This window comes from Thiothrix fructosivorans (assembly GCF_017349355.1).
GTDB lineage: Bacteria > Pseudomonadota > Gammaproteobacteria > Thiotrichales > Thiotrichaceae > Thiothrix > Thiothrix fructosivorans.
Map to the genome: position 1 here is coordinate 1,836,515 of NZ_JAFMPM010000006.1, position 20,385 is coordinate 1,856,899.

The following is a 20,385-nucleotide window of genomic DNA, read 5'->3' on the forward strand; positions in this document are numbered from 1 at the left end:
GACCGTACCGGGCAGAAAGGATTTAAAAATGAAGCTTGATTATACCATATTCGATAGCCTGCATAACCCGCAAGGCGCAAAAAATACCGCATCATGGGCGGATGTATGCCGGATGCTGCAAGACGTGCCAGCCTACGCAAGCAAGGCAGAACAGCCACTTATCAAGATGGGCGTTTTTGAAGGAGATTCACGCGGGGCAGGGCATGGCTTGACCAATATTAGCGGAATTGAAATTGATTATGACGCGGGCAAAGTGACCCCACACAGCGCGGCTAAGTTATTGCGTCAAGCCGGTATTGAATGCGTGGTATGTAGCACGTTCACCAGCTCACCCGATTGCCCAAAATGGCGCGTATTCGCCCCCACAAGCCGCGAATTACCCGCAGAATTACGCGCCTACCTTGTTGCTGCACTGGATAGCGTTCTGTTAGGGATTGCAGCGCGTGAGAGCTACACCGCAAAGCAAACATTTTTCTTTGGGCGCAACCCTGAAAGCAATTACGTGTTCATGCACTTGCGGGGTGAGTTTGTTGACGTGGCATTAAAGACCATAGCAAACGCGGCGTATACAAAGGACAAGCGCGAAAAGGCAGAGCGGGAACAGTTAGCCGCTACTACTTGCCTCCGTGCCGAAACCCAACGAAACCGCAAAGCAGCGGGGCGACTCACTGAGGGGCAAATATCCCCGATTACAGCCTTTAGTGATGCGCATGACGTGCGGTCTATCCTCAAAGCGCACGGATACCGGGAATCAGGAAAGAAGTTTGTATCTTCGGCATCATCCAGCGGCATGGCTGGCGTGGTGATCCTGCAAGGTGATGATGGGCGGGAACGGGCATTCTCACACCACAGCAATGACCCCATAGCAGACGGGCTTGCACATGATGCGTTTGACCTGTTTTGCATTCTCGACCACGGCGGCGACGAATGGGCGGCGATACAAGCAGCGGCTAAGTTACTCATCACCGCCAACGGCGAAAGCCTGCACTCACACAATCGCAACGCTTACCGCCAAGCGCAACAAGCCGCAAAAGCACAAGCAGCACTCGACAAACTTAAAGGGGTGGCAGTATGACCGCTACAGCACAAACAAACCCGGTGAATGAGCTACTGGCAGAACTCACCACACAAGCGCAAGGCGTAACGCTGGCAACCTATCAGGATTTTCTGCACACAGTCGCCTTGTTGGTAGTCGATGGCACAATTGACCCCATTCAGCGGGAATCTGTCATTAAAGCACTGACGGGCAACGGTCACGAACTTGGGGGTAAACGTTTAATCACCAATGCTTTGACGGCAGCGGAAAAGCAGATTAAGCGCGATATGGAAACCCCACAGGGCGGTATTAAAGGCGGGCGGGGTTTGTACTCACTGAGAGATAACGGCGTGTGGTACAGCAAACCGACGAAAGACGGCTATTCAGAACCCGTGTTTATTTCACCTCACCTGAAGGTTATTGCTGAAACTTACGATACAGCAGACGGCAATAATGGGCGCTTCATTGAATTCAAAGATACGCGGGGCAGGCTCAAAACGTGGGCAATGCCTGCCATATTCGCGGCTGGCGACGGTACAGAGATTGCTAAATACTTGCGTAACGCTGGCTTGAACTATGTTTATGGATTCGACAAAGAGGTTATTGACTACCTGCTATCCTCAGAGGTCACAGACTTGATGACATGCAGCGACCGCACCGGATGGGTGAATGATGTGTTTGTCACACCGAAGATAACCTACGGCGAAAATGCAGAGAGCTACACCTACCAGCCAACTAGCGCGATTGATAACAAGATCGGGCAAGCGGGAAAACTGGCAGACTGGCAAGCCAATGTTGCACGGTATGCGCAAGGCAACCCGTTGATGATGGTAAACACATCTCAGGCTTTTGCGGGTACGTTGCTCAAAAAGGCGGGAATGATGGGTTTCGGTTTGCATGATTGGAGTAGTTCCACAGATGGCAAGTCAACCACCCTGAAAATTGCTTGCAGCGTATGGGGTAGCGAATTCTGGCAACAGTGGCTATCTACCTCAGTCGGGATTGAGGGCAGCGCATACGCCCACAATGATTTGTTTCTGGCGCTTGATGAAATCGGCGAAGCTACCGCGCAAACGGTTAGCGCCACAGCCTACGCACTGGCAAACGGCGAAGGTAAGCGACGGGGCGGGCGTGACGGTAACGCCAAAATAACGAAGAAATGGCGCGTGGTGTTTTTGTCTACTGGTGAAAAGTCGCTAGATACACTGATGAAGGAAGCGGGCATGGTTACAAGGGCAGGGCAAGAGGTGCGCATGATTAACGTGCGTAGCGATGCATGGAAGCATGGCGCGTTTAATGATTTGCACGGTATGGAAAACGGTTCTGTTTTCGCTGAAATGCTGGAAGCCAACACTAAGCGGTATTACGGCACGGCGGGCGATGCGTGGCTTTATGCGATCACGCAACCGGGCGGGATACCTGATGACATTAGCCAATCTGTTGACGCAATCCGGGAGACAATGCTACCCGAAGGCGCAAGCGGGCAAGTACGGCGTGTGGCTCGACAATTCGCCCTAATTGCTTACGCTGGCGAACTGGCAACAAAGCACGGTATTACCGGATGGAAAGAGGGAGATGCAACAGCAGCGGCTAAAGAGTGCTTTGACTTGTGGGTAGATGACTTCGGCGGCGCAGATGGCAAGCGCGAACACCGCCAAGTGCTAGAAGCCGTTGAATCATTCCTGTTTGCCAGCATTTCACGGTTTCATGATTTGCGGGTTTCTGACAATTCGATTTATGCCGTTAAAGATCGTGTCGGGTTCGTGCGTAGCGGCGTGGATGGCGGGCATGAATACCTTGTGCCAGCAACAGAGTTAACAAAGCTTGCAGAGGGGTACAGTAGAGAGCAAATCATTACCGCGCTACGCATGGCAGGAATGCTTAACGAACCCGGCAAGGATGGCAAAAGCGCGATAGTGTTACCCCGTGCAGTCGGTAAACAGATGAAGGGCTTTATCATCACCCCAAAATAACGCCACACAAGCGACCACCACAGAGAGCCGGGCATGTTCCCGGCTTTTTTGTGCCTGTTACCCCTGTTACCCCGAAAACACCCCAAGGGGTAACAGGGGGTAACAGCTTAAGCTATTGATAAATAACAGATAAAAAAGCCTGTTACCCCTGTTACCCCTGTTACCCCGAAATCACAGCAATAGCCAAGGAAAACAATATATTTTTTTCTTGTGTGTGGCTTGCCAGAGGTTTGCTTTTTGTTCGCTTTTTGTGGGTACGACTTGCGGCATGTTCCCGCAATACCCGCAACCATACCCGCATCCACTAATTTCACAGAATTAGGGCTTACCCTAGGGTGTGGCGTAATGGCGTGTTTCGGGATGGCGATAGACTCGCTGAAAACAGGGTGAACCATGAAGATGTGGGTATAATTGCGGGTATAAGTGAAAACGTGGCGGGTATAAACAAAGTAATATCATGATGTTACGCGCTGAGTGTGGTAGTCGCCGCCTCCACCAAACTCTAACCCCTTGATTTTTAAAGAAAAATTAAGGGGTTTTTTGTTTTTAGCGTAACTGAATTTGTAACCATTCGACAATCCGCGCTTCCAACCAATACTCCGCCCGCCATCGCCCACCCACAAATCCGACATGCCCGCCATGCGTTGTCAACTCTAGCGTCACGCTGTCACTCAGCATGGCTTCCGTTGGTACGGTTGTTGGGTACATAAACGGATCATCTTGCGAATGAATAATTAACGTGGGCGTTTGGATACGTGCTAGAAATTGCGCGGAACTGCTGCGGTGGTAATAGTCTTCCGCCCCAGCAAAGCCATTCAGCGGTGCGGTAATCTGGTCATCGAAGTGGAAGAGCGTGGTCAACTTGCCCCAATTTACGGTCAACGGGCTTGCCATTTGGCTGAATTTGCGGCGGTAAGAGGCTTTAAGTTTGCTGACCAAGTAACGCCCGTATATCAGTGAAAAGCCGCGCTCCAGCTTCTGGGCGCATTCTTGCAGTTGAAAAGGTACGGAAACGGCTATGGCAGCTTGCAAACCCGAATGCTCAGCCGTTTCACCCAAGTATTTTAAGATCAGGTTGCCACCCAGCGAAAAGCCGACGGCAGCATCGGGCATTCGTTGCGTTTGCCGCAAATGCGCTAACACTTCTGCAATATCGGCGGTGCGTCCCGAATGGTAGCTGCTCGCCAGCCGATTGTGTTCACTGCTACAGCCGCGTAAGTGCATGAACACGCCTTCAAATCCTGCTTGATGCAACGCCAGTAGCAAGGTTTGCGCGTAATGCGAGTGCAGCGAACCTTCTAGCCCGTGGATCACCAATACCCGTGGCGCAGCAGGGCGCGGATACCACGCCAAGTCGATAAAATCGCCGTCAGCAAGTTCCACCCGTTCGTGTTGCAAGGTCAAAGACGGGCGGTGGCGGAAAAATACTGGCCACAGTGTTTGCAGGTGCGGCGAGGTGAGCCACCATAAAGGGCGAAAGGTAGATTGCTGGATTCGTTTCATCGCTATATGATCACACGTTTATATTCCTAAGCGGAAGCACGCATGAGCCAATATTGGAGCAAGCTGGTACACGATCTCGACCCGTATACACCCGGTGAACAGCCGAAAGACCAGCGTTATATTAAGCTGAACACCAATGAATGCCCGTATCCGCCATCCCCACAGGCATTGGCAGCGATTCATGCCGCCGCCGATGAGCGCTTGCGTTTGTATCCCGACCCGAATGCGGATGAGCTGAAAGACGCGATTGCGGCTTATTACGGTGATGATGGCGTACAGCGAGCCAATGTATTTGTGGGCAACGGTTCGGATGAGGTGTTGGCACATGTTTTCCACGGGCTGCTCAAACACGATGCGCCGATTTTGTACCCAGACATTAGCTACAGCTTTTATCCCGTGTATGCGAATTTGTATCAGCTTGAGGCACAGTTGATCCCGCTGCGGGAAGATTTTCGGCTGTGTCTGGGTGATTACACTTGCACTAACGGCGGTATTATTTTCCCCAATCCGAACGCGCCGACCAGCATGGCGGTGGGGCGTGATGTGATTGAGGCGTTGCTGCAAGCGAATCGCGACTCCGTGGTGGTAGTGGATGAGGCCTATGTCGATTTCGGTGCAGAAACTGCAATTCCCTTGATAACGCACTACCCGAATTTGTTGGTGGTGCAAACGTTCTCCAAATCACGCTCGTTGGCGGGTTTGCGCGTCGGTTTTGCAGTGGGGCATCCTGATTTGATTGCTGGGTTGGAGCGGGTGAAAAATTCCTTCAATTCTTATCCATTGGGGCGCATGGCGATTGCAGGCGCGGCGGCGGCCATGCGTGATCGTGATTATTTTGCGTCGACTTGCCAACAAATCATGACCACCCGTGACATGACGGTGCAAAAACTCACTGAGTTGGGTTTTAGCGTATTACCGTCGGCTGCCAATTTTGTGTTTGCCCGCCCACCGGCTGGGAACGCGGAAGCCTTGTATCTGGCGTTGAAACAGCGCGGGGTGTTGGTGCGTTATTTCAACAAGCCGCGCATTAACGAATACTTGCGGATCACCATCGGTACGGATGCGGAAATGCAAACGTTCCTGCACGTTCTGGCTGAACTATGAATCTCTACGCATTGGAAACGTATCTCAACCAATTGCTGAACGTGAGCAAGTTTCGCGATTATGCACCGAATGGCATTCAGGTTGAGGGCAGGGCAGAGATTAAGCGCATTGTGACGGGTGTTTCCGCGTCGCAAGCCTTGCTGGATGCGGCGGTAGAGCAGGGCGCAGATGCGATATTGGTGCATCACGGGTATTTCTGGAAAGGTGAGTCTCCGGTGATTCGCGGCATGAAAAAGCGGCGGCTCATGACTTTACTCAAACATGATATGAGTTTGCTGGGGTATCATCTGCCATTGGATGCACACCCTGAATTCGGTAATAATGTACAATTAGCGCAGTTATTGGGAATTCATGTTGACGGTGTGATGGATGCGCGTGAATTGCAAGGTGTCGGCAATATCGGCACAGTGGCGCAGCCGTTGTCGCTGGTTGCGTTTGGACAGCAGGTTGCTAGCGCATTGGTGCGTGAGCCGCTGTTGATTGCGGGGGGTGAACACCCCGTGCAACGGATTGCGTGGTGTACTGGTGGGGCGCAAGGGTATATCCAACAAGCATTTGAGTTGGGTGCAGATACGTATTTGAGCGGTGAGATTTCTGAGCATACCGTCCATTTTGCGCGTGAAAACGGTATTCACTATATTGCGGCAGGGCATCACGCCACGGAGCGTTACGGTATTCAGGCATTGGGTGAACATCTGGCACAACAGTTTGGCTTGGAACACCTTTTTCTGGATTTGAATAACCCGGCATAAGTCAGGTTATTGTGTGTTTTCGCTTGATTTTGTGTGGCGTTTGGGACATCCTACCGTGCGTTTTAGCCTGTGCTAATATAGGCTGCTGATTCGGGCAGCCATAGATAAAATTCAACATTTTTGCAACCTTTATGTTTTCTATCGTTTGCAGGGATGTATCAGTTATGTTTTGAATGATTGGGAGAGTGCAAGCGATGGTAGATACTGGAGTAGACAAAAACCGTCGCCGCGTCTTGATTGCAGCTACGTCAGTCGTGGGTGCAGCAGGTGTGGCAGCGATCGCAACGCCGTTCCTTTCCTCATGGTCTCCAAGTGCGCGGGCGTTAGCCGCAGGCGCACCCGTGGAAGTGCCAGTGGGTAAAGTAGAACCGGGTCAGCAGATTCGTGTTATCTGGCGGGGTAAGCCGGTATGGATTGTTAACCGTACTGAAGAGATGCTGGCGGGTTTGCCAAGCAATGATGGTAACTTGAAAGATCCAAATTCGGATGACATCAAGCAACAGCCTGAATATGCTAAAAACCCTGCGCGTACCCGCGAAGGTAAAGAGAAGTATTTGGTTCTGGTCGGCATCTGCACGCATCTCGGTTGCTCACCGACATACCGTCCAGAATTATCCCCGGCTGATCTGGGTGCTGATTGGAAGGGCGGTTGGTATTGCCCATGCCACGGTTCTAGGTTCGATTTGGCTGGACGTGTGTTCAAAAACGTTCCAGCTGGAGCTAACTTGCAAGTGCCGCCGTACTATTTCAAAGACGATAACACGGTGTTGATCGGTGAAGATGGAGGTAAAGCATAATGGCAGAGCGTCCCGCACATAATTACACGGGTTTCTTAGGGTGGGTCGAAGACCGCTTCCCGATGATGGAAACCTGGCAAGCGCATTTGGCTGGTTACTATGCGCCTAAAAACTTTAACTTCTGGTATTTCTTCGGTTCACTGGCGATGCTGGTGCTGGTTATCCAGATTGTGTCTGGCTTGTTCTTAGCCTTCCACTACAAACCGGATACCGCTCTGGCGTTTGCTTCGGTTGAATACATCATGCGTGACGTGCCGGGTGGTTGGTTTATTCGCTACATGCACTCCACGGGCGCGTCCGCGTTCTTTATCGTGGTTTACTTGCACATGTTCCGCGCCTTGATCTACGGATCTTACAAAGGTAAGCGCGAACTGATCTGGTTGATCGGTATGGCAATTTATCTGGCACTGATGGCAACGGCTTTCATGGGCTATTTGCTGCCTTGGGGTCAGATGTCTTATTGGGGTGCACAGGTTATTATCAACTTGTTTAACACCATTCCCGTGATTGGCGAAGGCTTGTCTACGTGGATTCGGGGTGACTTCGTATTGGGTGATGCAACCCTGAACCGTTTCTTTGCACTGCACTTCTTCCTGCCTTCTTTGGTTCTGCCTGCACTGGTGTTTGTTCACATCGTGGCACTGCACGCGGTTGGTTCCAATAACCCTGATGGTGTTGAAATCAAGCAAGGCCCTAAAGGCAACCGTTGGAGCGATACTGCGCCTAGTGATGGTATTCCTTTCCACCCTTACTACTCGGTAAAAGACATTTTGGGTGTTGTGGTGTTCTTGATCGGTTTCTTTGCGATTCTGTTCTTTATGCCAGAAGGTGGCGGTTACTTTCTTGAGCAGCCTAACTTCGAGCCTGCGAATGCGATGAAAACCCCGCTGCACATTGCGCCAGTTTGGTACTTCACCCCGTTCTACACCGTACTGCGTGCGATTCCTGACCCGTTCTTAGGAACGTTGGCGATGTTTGGGGCGATTGCCGTGCTGTTCGTGTTGCCGTGGATTGACCGTAATCCGATGAAATCTTGGCGCTACCGTAATACCGCTCACAAAATCAACTTGCTGCTGTTTGCTGCGGTGTTTTTTGTGTTGGGCTGGATGGGTGTTGAAGCGGTTACGCCTGCATTCAAAGAGCTGGGCACGCGTATGACGCAAATTTACTTCATCTTCTTTGTGGTGTTGTGGATTCATAGCACACCGGCGAAAGCTAAGTATGTCATGTGGTTCGGTATCCTGCTGGCAGGCGTTGTCGCGTATGACATGATGTTCCGTTATATTCCAGGCGATGCCGAAGCAACAAGTCAGATGTTGATTCAGTTTATCTGGCCGGTAGCTTACTTGGCATTGACGCTGTTGTTGCCTGCTTTCAAAGCAAGCTGCAATGCTGAAAAGCCAGTTCCTGATCGCGTGACAGGTTGAGGTGTGACAACATGAAAAAATTGATCGTAAGTGTAATGTTCGCACTGTCAGCAACGTTGCTGACAACCACCGCGATAGCTAATACAGACACGGTGGCGTTAGAACATGCAAACGTGGATATTAGCAACAAGGCTAGCCTGCAACGTGGCGTAAAGTATTACGCGAATTACTGCATGGGTTGCCACTCGTTGGCATACAGCCGTTACAACCGTATCGCCACGGATTTGGATTTGACGAACGAGCAAGTCGTTAAAAATCTGATCTTCACGCGTAATGCGGATGGCGAGCCGGAAAACCCCGGTGCGTTGATGAAGAACGCGATGTCGCCGAAGCATTCTGCGGAATGGTTTGGTGCGCCGCCGCCAGATTTGACCTTGGAAGCGCGTGTACGTAGCCCGGATTGGATTTACAGCTATTTGAAAGCGTTTTATCTTGATCCAACGCGTCCAATGGGTGTGAACAATACCGTGTTTCCGAATGTTGGTATGCCGCATGTACTGTGGGAACTGCAAGGTTTGCAGGAAAAGCATTGCACTAAGGAAGGCGAAGGCGCTCACGCTGTCGAGCATTGCGAAATGAAAGTAGTCAAGCAGGGTTCAATGACCCCGATGGAATACGATCAGATGGCGCGTGACATCACCAACTTCCTCGCGTATGTGGGTGAACCCGCGCAAAATACCCGTAAAGGTTATGGTATCGCGGTATTGTTATTCCTCAGTTTGTTCGCGGTTGTCGCGTACTTCTTGAAGAAGGAATACTGGAAGGACGTGCATTAATCCTTCATCGGTATAACACCTTGAAGCCACTCTAGTGTACTATAGAGTGGCTTTTTTGTTTTCAGTCCAGGGAGTTCCGCTTATATGGCTTCGCTTTCCAGCCGAAGATCTGTGATGACATTATTTTCCGCCCCCGACTGCGCAGACAGTCATCGGGTGCGTATTGTTCTGGCGGAAAAAGATATTACCGTCGATATTCTCAACATCAACCCCGATAACAAGCCCGAAGATCTCGCGGAGTTGAACCCATACAACACCACGCCCACCTTACTTGATCGTGATTTGGTGCTGTATGATGCCCGTATTATCATGGAATATTTGGATGAGCGTTTCCCACATCCACCGTTGATGCCGGTTGACCCCGTGACGCGTGCCCACTCACGTTTAGCACTGTTCCGTATCGAAAAAGACTGGTTCTCACTAGTCAGTGACATTGAACACGGCGATGATGCTAGTGCATCACAAGCCCGTAAAATCCTGCGTGAAAGCGTATTATCAGCGGCAGAAGTCTTCTCAGTGAAGCCTTACTTCCTAAGTGATGAGTTCTCTTTAGTGGATTGCACCATTGCCCCGATTTTGTGGCGTTTGCCGAAATACGGTATTGATGTGCCCGAAAAGCAGGGTAAGCCTATCCTGAAATATATGGAACGCGTCTTCTCTCGCGATGCTTTCCAGCAATCGTTGAGCAAGGTTGAAAAGTCGATCCGCCCATGAGTCAGCCTAATCCTCCTGAATTTATTGCCACGCCGAAACGCCCTTATTTGTTACGGGCGTTTTATGAATGGATCGTGGATAACGGCATGACGCCACACATTATGGTCGATGCGCGTTCGCCTAAGGTGAAAGTGCCGCGTCAATTCGTCAAAGATGGCAGCATCGTGCTGAATGTGAGCATGACCGCTGCCAATAATTTGCTGATGGATAACGATCAGGTCACGTTCAATGCCCGTTTCGGCGGTAAAGCCATGTCAATCTGGTTGCCCATGTGGTCAATCATGGCGATTTATGCGCGTGAAACCCAAGACGGCTTGAATTTCCCGCTGGAGGAATACGCCGAAAGCCTAGCGCTAGTCACACCGGAAGCGGCGACCCCACGCCCTTCGTTGGCGAGCGTGTCGGGTGCAGCGGTGAGTGACAGTGATACCCCTGAGGCAGGCGACGCGGATGATGATGAACCACCGCCGCCAACAAAACCCACCACACGCCCCTCATTCTTGCGGGTGGTGAAGTAAGACCTATGTTGTCTTTGATTGCAGCAATGGCACACCAGCGGGTGATCGGGTGCGAAGGTCACATGCCTTGGCACTTGCCCGCTGATCTTGCTTGGTTCAAACACAATACCTTAGGTAAACCCATTATTATGGGTCGCAAAACGTGGGACTCCATTGGACGCGCCTTGCCGGGGCGACGTAATTTAGTGATTTCTCGCGACACGATATTCCAACCGCTCGGTGCAGAACGCATGGCGTCACCTGAGGCGGCACTCGCAGCGGTGCACGATGCACCCGAAATCATGATTGTGGGTGGAGCGCAAATCTACCAACATTGCTTAGCGCGTGCCGACCGTCTGTATTTAACCCTGATTGATGCTGATTTTTCCGGTGATACATTTTTTCCCGACTATAATCAACATCAATGGCGTGAGTTAGAACGGATTAATCATCCGGCTGACGCCAAAAACCCCTACCCCTATTCCTTTCTGGTTCTTGAACGCGAATCTTAATTCCGAGGAGATTCCTCCCCATGAGTTCACTGCTGATTGTTAACGCAAATCTGGTCAATGAAGGTCAGATAACGGCAGCCGATGTGCTGATCCGTAACGGGCGTATTGAAACCATTGGTCGCGATTTATCCGCACCGGGTGTCGAAGTGCTGGATGCCGCTGGGCGACATCTGTTGCCCGGTATGATTGATGATCAAGTGCATTTCCGCGAACCGGGCATGACCCATAAAGCCGATATGGTCACAGAAAGCCGCGCCGCTGTAGCGGGTGGTATCACCAGCTTTATGGATATGCCGAATACCATTCCGAATGCGTTAAATTCTGCCTTGCTCAATGATAAGAAAGTCTTGGCGGCAGGGCGTTCGATGGGTAATTTTGCGTTTTATTTAGGTGCATCCAATGATAATTTGGAAGCGATTAAAGCGCTCAACCCAAAAGATGCGTGCGGCGTAAAAGTGTTCATGGGCGCATCCACCGGCAATATGTTGGTGGATGACCCTGAAGTACTGGAGCAAATTTTCCTCCATGCCCCGACCCTACTGGCGGCACATTGCGAAGATACGCCTACCATTATCGAAAACGAGGAAAGTTACCGTAGTATCTACGGTGACAATATTCCGTTCCACCTGCATCCGGTGATTCGTAGCGAAGCCGCTTGCTACAAATCGTCATCAATGGCGATGGAATTGGCCAAGCGTTGCGGTACACGTTTGCACATCTTGCACATTTCGACCGCGAAAGAAGCAGAAATGTTCTCCGATCTTGATCTGAAAGATAAGCGTATTACGGCGGAAGCCTGCGTGCATTTCTTGCATTTTGCCGATGAAGATTATGCGAGCAAAGGGGCGTTGATTAAGTGCAACCCCGCGATTAAAACCGCCGAAGATCGCGCTGGAATTATCCAAGCCTTGCTGGACGGGCGCTTGGACGTGATCGGTACGGATCATGCGCCGCATACGTGGGAAGAAAAGCAAAACCCCAGCTATTTCAAAGCGCCCTCCGGCTTGCCCTTAGTGCAACACGCCATGCAAACGGTGTTAGAGCATTACCAAGATGGTATTTTCACGCTGGAATTTATTGTCGAAAAGACCAGTCACGCTGTTGCACAAATGTTCAATATCAAAGACCGAGGCTATATCCGTGAAGGTTATTGGGCGGATTTGACCTTGGTAGACTTGGATAAGCCGCACATCGCGACCCACGCGAACAGCCTGTCGAAATGCGGCTGGACACCGTTTGATGGTTATGAATTCCGCTCCAGCATTGCCGCCACCGTGGTGAATGGGCAACTGGTGTGGAAGGACGGCAAGCTGTTAGACGTTGCACCGTTGGGCATGGCGCTGGAATTCGACCGTTAAGGTGCGCGGCTTATAGCTCGCGTACCACGCGGAAGCCAAGGTTCGTATCCATTTCATCCAGATAACGTTTTTTGCGAGCAGCACTCCTTGCGCGTGCTGCGGGGTCAAACCATGACCCACCTTTGGTGACATACCAATGTGTGTTTGCAGAAGCAGACGGGCGACCATCGCGATTGGCGTAAAGGTGCGAAGTTGTCCAATGATCTTGCGTAAATTCCCACACATTGCCGTGCATATCATGTAACCCCCACGCGTTGGCGGCGTGCAAGCCGACTTCGCTGGCTTTTGGGCTGGGGAAGCAGCGTGGCATGTACCAGCGACGTTTATCCAGCTTTTCCTTGTACGGAAACAACGGGTTGAAATGCACGTCCTTGCAACTCACATCCTCACCGTGGTGGAAGGGCGTAGTTGTGCCAGCGCGGGCGGCGTATTCCCATTCGGCTTCAGTCGGTAGGCGATAGGTTTGCCCTGTTTGCAAACTTAACCATGCCAAATACAGCTTAACGTCGTCGATGCGGATATTGATGGCGGGGTAACGCCCTTCGTGCCAAATGAGTTCGGGGCGTAAAAACCATTCCGTATCTTTGCGAAACTGCCGAAATTCTTCGCCCATGATCGGGTAAACGCCCAGCGCGAATGGCTGGGTGATCATGGTGAGATGGCGTGGGGCTTCATCGGGTTGATGCCCAATTTCGGTGCGTTCTGATCCCATCTCAAAGCGTCCGGCGGGAATCACCGCGAGTTGTGGGCCGTTCGTACCGGCTTTCAAGGTATCATGAAAATGCGGAGCAAGCCCGTAATGCTGTGCTGTATTGTGCTGTAATTGACTGATTTGTTGATGGTCTAGTTCATCGACGAACAACAGGCGTGCTTCCGGTGACGGTGTTTCCAGCATGGTTATCCTCAATCAGGAACAGTTAATATACTAAAGTTTGGCATTATCCTTAAACCTAGTCGAAAGACAACACAGAAAGTCTATTTTTACGCTATATTTAGTACCGAGGGTTAGTACTAGTAGTTAGTAATGGGGTGTGTAAATGAGTAGACGACTTATAGTTCGGGGCAACGATAGGCAACGTAGTTCAGCGCAACAGTTGCTTGATGGGTTAATTATCTACCGTCAAGATTTGGGTGATCTAGGTAAACAATTAGAACGTATGCTGCGTGAGGGCGGTTTACGGTCAAGTTTAGATCCGGCTTTCTCCATGCGACTGCATTGAAAAATTATCAACAAACTCATGAACCTTACCGCGCGATACTGCGACTAGCAGGATAACGCATATGCGTCATAGTCATGAGTTGAGAGTTCTAGCCCCAGCTACACGCTGGGGTTTTTTTTGTATCTCAGCAGCACATCTTGCCGAGCCACTCATACCCAAAACATAACAGCTTATCGGTATGATTTGTATTATCTCACCATAAGATGCACTTTTCAGTATAATAGCCATAACTATAAGCCCCAATCATAATATTAATAGGTGGCACTATGCCGATACGTTCATCATCCCTCCGTCAACAGGCTGGTTTAAGCCTGATAGAAGTATTAGTCGCTACCGTCGTATTGTCGACAGGGTTGCTTGGTTTGGCTGGTTTACAGATTGCTGGCATGAAAACCACGCACAATTCTTACCAGATGCAGCAAGCCACTTGGCTGGTACACGCTTTATTGGAAAATATGCGAGCTAATCGCCCTGCTGCGTTGGCTGAGCAATACAACGTGGCAACGCCCTGTGATACGCCGCCTCCTGCGTGCGCCACGGGGACGTGTTCAAGTGAGGATATGGCGAAATATGACCTATTCCGGTTGCGTTGCGGTACAGATGTCAGCATCAGCACGACGTTAATTAATGGGGTGCTGGCGGTGAACTGTTTTGATGTCGATCCGCTTGCCGCTCCACCACCGGATTGCAAGCAGGGTGTTACCTTAAATCTGCAATGGGATGAGCGTAACGCGACGCAGCAGACCGACTTCGATGGCAATACCGATGGTGTTGAAACCTTCACTATTAATCTCAACGCAATTCTGTAAGGCACTACCATGCAATATGCGCAACGCCAGAAGGGTCTATCCCTGATTGAATTAATGATCGCACTGGTGATCAGTTTGGTCTTAGTGGGTGGGGTTAGTACGGTTTACATCAGTAGTAAACGCAATTATCAAGCACGCGACCAATTATCGTTGATGGATGAAAGTGCGCGTGTCGCGTTGAATGCACTCACGAAGCATTTGGAGCACGCGGGTTACGCAACACCTGCCAAGTTGCCGTTAGGGGATTATATGTATGCACTAGGAGATACTGCTCCACAGAAAAAGTCTTGTGGCGGTCTGGATACAGGTGTGCATAACGGTTTAAATTTAGTCACGTTTGCGGGGCGTGCGGCGCAAGATGATTACAAGCCGGATGGCACGACGGTGACGGGGGATACCATTAGTATCCGTTTTCTAGGCGATCCCTTATTGTTTACGGATTGTTCAAATAGCGGCTTACCTGCCAGTTGTCAGGTGGGCAATGCACCTAGTATGGAAGCTGCTCTCATTTACAACACGTTTTTTGTGGATGAGAGCAGTGGACAACCAAGCTTAATGTGTTCGGGTTCACGTAATCCGGCTGTGGTACAGATTGCACCGGGAATTGAAAATATCCAGTTTTTGTACGGGGTGGATGCGAATACCGATGCCGCCGTTGATCAATACATGACGGCGACCGAGGTAACAGCCGCTGGACATTGGCAACGGGTGATCAGTATCAAAGCCGGTCTGTTGGTACGGTCGTTAGAGCCAGTATCGCCCTCGGCTGAGTCGCGCACGTATAACGTGTTAGGCGTAACGTTGACGCGCAATGATCGTTACCAGCGGGCGGTGTACACGGCAGTTATTCAGTTACGCAACGTGGTTGATGGTTAGAGGTAACACAGTGAAAACAATAAGATCTCAAGAACGCGGTGCGGTATTGGTGTGGGGGTTAGTTATCTTGCTAACCTTGACCGTGATTGGTATTGCGGCAACGCGGATGTCGAGTATTGATAACCGTATTGCTGGCAATCAGATGATGTACATGCTCACCTTTCAGGGGGCGGATTCGATGCTGAACAAGTCCATGAGTTTGTATGAAGTCATGATGACAGTTGAAAAGGGAACTGCGGAAAACGGCGTGCATCGGGTACGCAAAATGAATGACATGAGCGCGGCGGTTGATGGCACTTGGAATGATGGTTACACCGATAATACCAACGGCGTGGCAGTAACCGGTGTGTCGTTAATGGGCGAAGAATCCGGTTGCCCGCCCTTGAAAGGCATTGCGATGACCACGGAAATGACACCGGATGCGGGCGGTATTGCCTGCCGCGTCTTTACGACGGAAGCGGAGGCATCATTATCAGGCACGGGAGCACGCAGCCAGCATTCCGAAGGTGTCTTGAAGCCTGTGCCAAAAATTCATTAAATTCAGCAATAGCATAATAGGTTAATAACAATGAAAACAAATCACCACCAACGCGGTTTCACCTTGATTGAGCTGATGATCAGCGTCGCCATTATCGGCATTCTGGCGGCGATTGCGTACCCCAGTTACACGCAGCATGTGCAAAAAAGCCGCCGTGCCGTCGCGCAAGTCGCGCTAATGGAAATCGCCCAACGCGAAGAAAGCTATTTCCTGCGCAACCGTAGTTATGGCGACACGACTGCGTTGGGCTACAGCACGACTACCAGTGACGGCAATTACACCTTATCGGTTACGGCTGATGCAACAACGTTCACCGCAACGGCGACGGCTGCCAGTGGAAAACCACAGGCACACGATGCCCCTTGCCAAGTGTTAACCCTGAATAACCGTGGCGTTAAGGCAGCCAAAGATAGCGATGATGCGGCTTCCACGGTTTGTTGGTAATTCAAGAATAAGAAGGTACACCATGAAACGTTTGTTTGGTCGCTTATTACCTGCCATCCCGCTGCTATTTTCCGCTGTACTCATGGCGGATGATGCGGAAATCTACTACTCGCAAGGCGTGAGTGTGAACCCCAACATTTTATTTGTGTTGGATACCTCACTGAGCATGGAATGCAAAGCCGATAGTAACGGGCTATACGATAAGCCGGACACAACGTGCGTTAATAAAAATACCGTCCCCGATAGTGGCGGCAAAACACGGATGCAGGTGATGCAGGAGGCGGTCAGCGCAGTATTAACCTCTGCCCCTAGCAACCTGAATATCGGGTTGATGCGCTACGGCGGACACGGCGAAAATCAAGCTAACGGGGTGAGCTTTCCCGTTAAACCCATTGATTTAGATAAGGATGGTAACGGCAGTGTTAAAGCCATCATCGAAGCCAGTATCCCAATGGGGCAAGACAATTTACCCAATCCTACGGGTGCTACCCAGCCAGTACGGGCATTCTTACAAGACGTTGCCAATAGTTGGAGTGCGGGCGGAAATACGCCTATCGTGGATGCCTTATACGAGGCTAGTCGTTACTACCGTGGCGAATCGGTGGATTTTGGGAATTTAGCGCCGGATCAAGTACGCGCAGCGCATCCTTCGACTTATGTTAACGATACGACCTTAAATTGCCAGACTAACCAGTGGTCGTGTAATAACACCGCCAAGGAATGCAATACTGCTTTGCCTACCACCGATTGCAAGTCCCAAACGCACACGGTCTGTAAAACATACAAAACTGAGACATTGACGACTTCCGTGGCGAATCAATGTTGTGGTTGGGAAACCGTGCAGGAGGCGAGTACCTGTCAGGATTGCAAAACCATCAAAGAACCCGGCATGTGCCAAGACTGTAAAACAGTTAAACAACCCGGTATGTGCCAGACCTGTACCATCAGTGGTTACGATGAATCCGGTCAGCCGATTAATAGTTGCACGGAAACCGCTTGCATGAAGGATGTGCAACAATGCACCGAGGTTGCTTGCATGAAAGATGTGCAGCAATGCACGAATGTCGCCTGTACTAAGGATGTGCAGCAATGCACGGGTGGGTTCACTTGTTCCACTCCGACCACCACTACCCAAAACGTTTGCGTAGAAGAAGAGGTGATTGAGGAGGAAATCTGTCAGCAGCAGCAAACCGTGTGTGGCGGTGAAAAGCGTTATATTTCACCAATTGAACACGAATGCCAAGCCAACTACGTGGTGCTCATGTCGGATGGTCGCCCCGAATACGCAGGCAGTGCCAGCAGTGGCGGCAGTATTAACCAATACCCGTTACGCAAAAATGAAGTGCAAACCCTGACCGGTAAGGACACGAATTGTGACAACGATGCGCCGAATGGCTATAAAAGCGGAACGTGCGGCGCTGAATTAACCCACTTTCAGGCGAATAGCGATCAAGCAACCAGTATTGATGGCAAACAGTCGATTGGGACGTTCACCGTAGCGTTTGGGGTGGAAGATACGGCGGGTACGGAATACCTTGCCAGCCTTGCCAATATGACGGGCGGGGCACTGGCAGCAAACGATACTGATAGCCTGAAGCTGGCGTTTGATCAAGTGATTCGCAAGGTAAGCAAAATCAAGGGCGAACCTGTTGCCTCGGCAAATGTGGCTTACCAAGCGCAAGATTATACCGTTGCCAAACCCGTGGCGCTGGCACAGCAACCGAACCTGCATGAACGTCTATTCGGCGTGCTGGGGGCGGGGATTGAAATGGCTGAGGTGCGGGCGGATGTGTGGGAAGTGCTGAATCCAGTGTCCTATTTACGCAATTTGGCGGCAGTGAACAGTGGTGCATTCACGGCGAGTAACTTGGAGGACTTGACCAAGAGCTTTAATAGCATTTTGGATAAAATTGATGCGGTGTCGTCATCGTTCAGTTCTCCGGCGTACAGCGTGGATAAAGACAGCATGTTAGCGCACGGTGACAATGTATACATTCCGGTGTTTGAGCGCAGCATGTTGCCGCTGTGGTCGGGTAATCTGAAAAAATTCAAAGTGGCTAAAACGCCGCTTGATGCCGATAGCGATGGTGTGGTGGATATTAAAAAAGGACAAATCTACAGCACGAAAAACAATAAACCTGCCGTGGATGAGAAGGGGCAATTCACCGATGCAACATGGGATGAATGGTCAACGTCTGCTACTGCTGATGGTAAAACCGTGCAAGCAGGCGGTGCGGCGGCGTTATTGAATCCTGCCAGTCGTCAGTTGTATACCGATGCGGGTGGGGTGTTGGGGGATCTTGATATTGCCAATACCGCGATTACCAAAACAGTGCTGGGTGATGCGGGGATGGACGATGCTTTGCCCGCCAGCCTATTGGCGTTTGCACGCGGCTATGACAAGGATGGCACGACCGTGCGCCACCATATCGGCGATATTATGAACAGCAAGCCGGTGGTGCTGGATTACATTGACGGTAAAAGTTACGTGATGGTGGGCAGCAATGAGGGTTTCCTGCACGTCTTTGATACCGCCGACGGTGCGGAAAAATGGGCATTCATGCCGCAAACCTTACTGAAAAATATCCGGCATTTCTACGACAACAACCAAGAGAAAACCCATTTCTACGGCGTGGATGGCGCGTTAGTGCCGTGGACGTTGGATAAAAACGGTGATGGCAAAATTGATGCGAGCAACGGTGACAAAGCCTATTTGTTCTTTGGGCTGCGGCGCGGTGGCAATGCTTATTACGCCTTGGATATTACGGATGTGGCTGTACCGAAACTGGCGTGGACGGTGACAAATACCACTACGGGTTTTGCTGAATTGGGTGAAAGCTGGTCAAAACCGGCATTGGCTAAAATGCGTACCCAAGCCAGTGCAATTGATCCGGTGGTATTGCGCGATGTACTGGTATTCGGGGCAGGCTTTGATGTGGCACTGGAAGAAATCGACCCGACGGCACGGCTGGCGGATGCGATGGGGCGTGATGTCTTCATTGTGGATGCTTTATCGGGCGCAAAGCTGTGGTCGTTGCGGGATGATGTGAGTGGCGCGAGTGCGTTATTGAAGCACAGCATCCCCAGTGATATTCGTGTGCTGGATATGGATCGCAATGGTGCGCTTGACCGCCTGTATTTTGCTGACACAGGTGGCATCGTGTGGCGTGTTGATATGGATACGGATGTGCGCGATGGCGATGCGGGTTTGTATGACTACGCGGATGCTACCTTGACCGCTTTGGCTGATTTGGGCGGCATGGGGACGGATAAACGCAAGTTTTTCTACGAACCGGATGTGGCGTTGATGCAGCATCAAGGGCAAACGGTGCTGACGCTTGCGATTGGCAGCGGCTACCGTTCACACCCGCAAGACGCAGGGATTAAAGATCGCTTTTATGTGTTGCGGGATGAATTTGTCTATGCACCTGTGCCGGAGTCGTTTGTGACGCTAACCGATACGGATTTGAGTGAAGCAGATGCGTTGGCGAATGCAGGCAAGACTATTCTGACGCTTGCGGAAAAAGGTTGGTATTTCGACTTGCCGAATACGGCGGAGAAGGTGTTGTCACCGGCAGTCTCGTTCCTGAATAAAGTGGTGTTTACCACGTTTGCGGCGGATGGCGATACCGAAAATCCATGTGAAGCACCCGCGAACAGTGCCCGCGCTTACGTGCTGGATTTGTTTAATGGGCAAGCCGTGGCGGATTTGGATCGAGATGGGGTGATTGACCCTGTGAAGGATAAGTCGGTCGTTGCTGGGGTGAATGAAATTCTCAGCGGTGCGCAGATTGTTTTCCTTGACCCGATGGCGAGTAATGGCGTGGATAAATGCACAGCGGGCGATTGCAAGCAAACCGTGGATATTCGGGTGGGCAAGATGCTGTTACCCGTGATGGATAGTACGAATGCTTTGGGTAGTGGTGTGGCGGGGAGCGTGGATTTGTCCGATATTTTGCCTCGGACGTTCTGGCGCGACCAGAATGTTTCCTATTAGTATGGGTTGTTATGCCATTAAATAAATAAATTTATTAATTCGATGTAAAAAA

General features: G+C 50.8%; 18 protein-coding genes. 16 read left to right on the forward strand and 2 right to left on the reverse strand.

What is annotated here, in order from left to right; all coding sequences use genetic code 11:
• The first annotated feature begins 28 nt into the window (after positions 1–28).
• Together J1836_RS12380 and J1836_RS12385 are read left to right on the forward strand one after the other, a co-directional pair.
• The gene (locus tag J1836_RS12380; RefSeq protein ID WP_207251371.1) at positions 29–1,075 is read left to right on the forward strand and encodes a hypothetical protein; all 1,047 of its coding nucleotides are present in this window, start codon (positions 29–31) and stop codon (positions 1,073–1,075) included.
• Positions 1,072–3,009 (forward strand): DUF927 domain-containing protein, encoded by a 1,938-nt coding sequence (locus J1836_RS12385; protein ID WP_207251372.1) that lies wholly within the window; start codon positions 1,072–1,074, stop codon positions 3,007–3,009. Before J1836_RS12380 ends, J1836_RS12385 begins: the two co-directional genes overlap by 4 nt.
• A gap of 546 nt (positions 3,010–3,555) precedes the next feature.
• On the opposite strand, the gene J1836_RS12390 is transcribed toward J1836_RS12385, so the two are convergent.
• Complete coding sequence (locus tag J1836_RS12390; RefSeq protein ID WP_207251373.1) at positions 3,556–4,512, reverse strand: hydrolase; 957 nt, start codon at positions 4,510–4,512, stop codon at positions 3,556–3,558.
• 42 nt (positions 4,513–4,554) lie between these two features.
• Here J1836_RS12390 and hisC point away from each other — a divergent pair, with 42 nt between their 5' ends.
• The 9 genes from hisC (at position 4,555) to J1836_RS12435 (ending at position 12,449) form a co-directional block, all read left to right on the forward strand.
• Positions 4,555–5,616, forward strand: coding sequence for a histidinol-phosphate transaminase (gene hisC / locus J1836_RS12395; RefSeq protein WP_207251374.1), 1,062 nt, complete (start codon positions 4,555–4,557; stop codon positions 5,614–5,616).
• Positions 5,613–6,368, forward strand: a complete 756-nt coding sequence (locus J1836_RS12400; RefSeq protein ID WP_207251375.1) for a Nif3-like dinuclear metal center hexameric protein — start codon at positions 5,613–5,615, stop codon at positions 6,366–6,368. Before hisC ends, J1836_RS12400 begins: the two co-directional genes overlap by 4 nt.
• Positions 6,369–6,562: 194 nt before the next feature.
• Complete coding sequence (petA, locus tag J1836_RS12405) at positions 6,563–7,165, forward strand: ubiquinol-cytochrome c reductase iron-sulfur subunit (protein WP_207251376.1); 603 nt, start codon at positions 6,563–6,565, stop codon at positions 7,163–7,165.
• Positions 7,165–8,592, forward strand: a complete 1,428-nt coding sequence (locus tag J1836_RS12410) for a cytochrome b (RefSeq protein ID WP_207251377.1) — start codon at positions 7,165–7,167, stop codon at positions 8,590–8,592. The genes petA and J1836_RS12410 overlap by 1 nt, the downstream gene beginning before the upstream one ends.
• Positions 8,593–8,603: 11 nt before the next feature.
• Positions 8,604–9,368, forward strand: a complete 765-nt coding sequence (locus J1836_RS12415; RefSeq protein ID WP_207251378.1) for a cytochrome c1 — start codon at positions 8,604–8,606, stop codon at positions 9,366–9,368.
• 84 nt (positions 9,369–9,452) lie between these two features.
• Positions 9,453–10,082 carry a glutathione S-transferase N-terminal domain-containing protein gene (locus J1836_RS12420; RefSeq protein ID WP_207251379.1) on the forward strand — a complete coding sequence of 210 codons (630 nt, stop codon included), beginning with the start codon at positions 9,453–9,455 and terminating at the stop codon, positions 10,080–10,082.
• Positions 10,079–10,600 (forward strand): ClpXP protease specificity-enhancing factor, encoded by a 522-nt coding sequence (locus tag J1836_RS12425; protein ID WP_207251380.1) that lies wholly within the window; start codon positions 10,079–10,081, stop codon positions 10,598–10,600. Before J1836_RS12420 ends, J1836_RS12425 begins: the two co-directional genes overlap by 4 nt.
• A 5-nt stretch (positions 10,601–10,605) precedes the next feature.
• Entirely contained in the window at positions 10,606–11,091 is a 486-nt protein-coding gene (folA, locus tag J1836_RS12430; RefSeq protein ID WP_207251381.1) for a type 3 dihydrofolate reductase, read from the forward strand.
• A gap of 20 nt (positions 11,092–11,111) precedes the next feature.
• On the forward strand, positions 11,112–12,449 hold the full coding sequence (locus J1836_RS12435) for a dihydroorotase (protein ID WP_207251382.1): 1,338 nt from the start codon (positions 11,112–11,114) through the stop codon (positions 12,447–12,449).
• A gap of 10 nt (positions 12,450–12,459) precedes the next feature.
• On the opposite strand, the gene J1836_RS12440 is transcribed toward J1836_RS12435, so the two are convergent.
• Positions 12,460–13,344 (reverse strand): formylglycine-generating enzyme family protein, encoded by an 885-nt coding sequence (locus J1836_RS12440; RefSeq protein ID WP_207251383.1) that lies wholly within the window; start codon positions 13,342–13,344, stop codon positions 12,460–12,462.
• 591 nt (positions 13,345–13,935) lie between these two features.
• Here J1836_RS12440 and pilV point away from each other — a divergent pair.
• The 5 genes from pilV to J1836_RS12465 are packed head-to-tail and all read left to right on the forward strand — an operon-like array spanning position 13,936 to position 20,333.
• Entirely contained in the window at positions 13,936–14,478 is a 543-nt protein-coding gene (gene pilV / locus J1836_RS12445; protein ID WP_207251384.1) for a type IV pilus modification protein PilV, read from the forward strand.
• 9 nt (positions 14,479–14,487) lie between these two features.
• Positions 14,488–15,354: a PilW family protein gene (locus J1836_RS12450; RefSeq protein WP_207251385.1), complete on the forward strand. Its 867-nt coding sequence runs from the start codon at positions 14,488–14,490 to the stop codon at positions 15,352–15,354.
• Between the two features lie 10 nt (positions 15,355–15,364).
• Positions 15,365–15,892, forward strand: a complete 528-nt coding sequence (locus J1836_RS12455) for a pilus assembly PilX family protein (protein ID WP_207251386.1) — start codon at positions 15,365–15,367, stop codon at positions 15,890–15,892.
• A 30-nt stretch (positions 15,893–15,922) separates the two neighbouring features.
• Positions 15,923–16,336, forward strand: a complete 414-nt coding sequence (locus tag J1836_RS21805) for a type IV pilin protein (RefSeq protein ID WP_207251387.1) — start codon at positions 15,923–15,925, stop codon at positions 16,334–16,336.
• 22 nt (positions 16,337–16,358) lie between these two features.
• Positions 16,359–20,333 (forward strand): PilC/PilY family type IV pilus protein, encoded by a 3,975-nt coding sequence (locus J1836_RS12465; RefSeq protein WP_207251388.1) that lies wholly within the window; start codon positions 16,359–16,361, stop codon positions 20,331–20,333.
• Positions 20,334–20,385 lie beyond the last annotated feature (52 nt).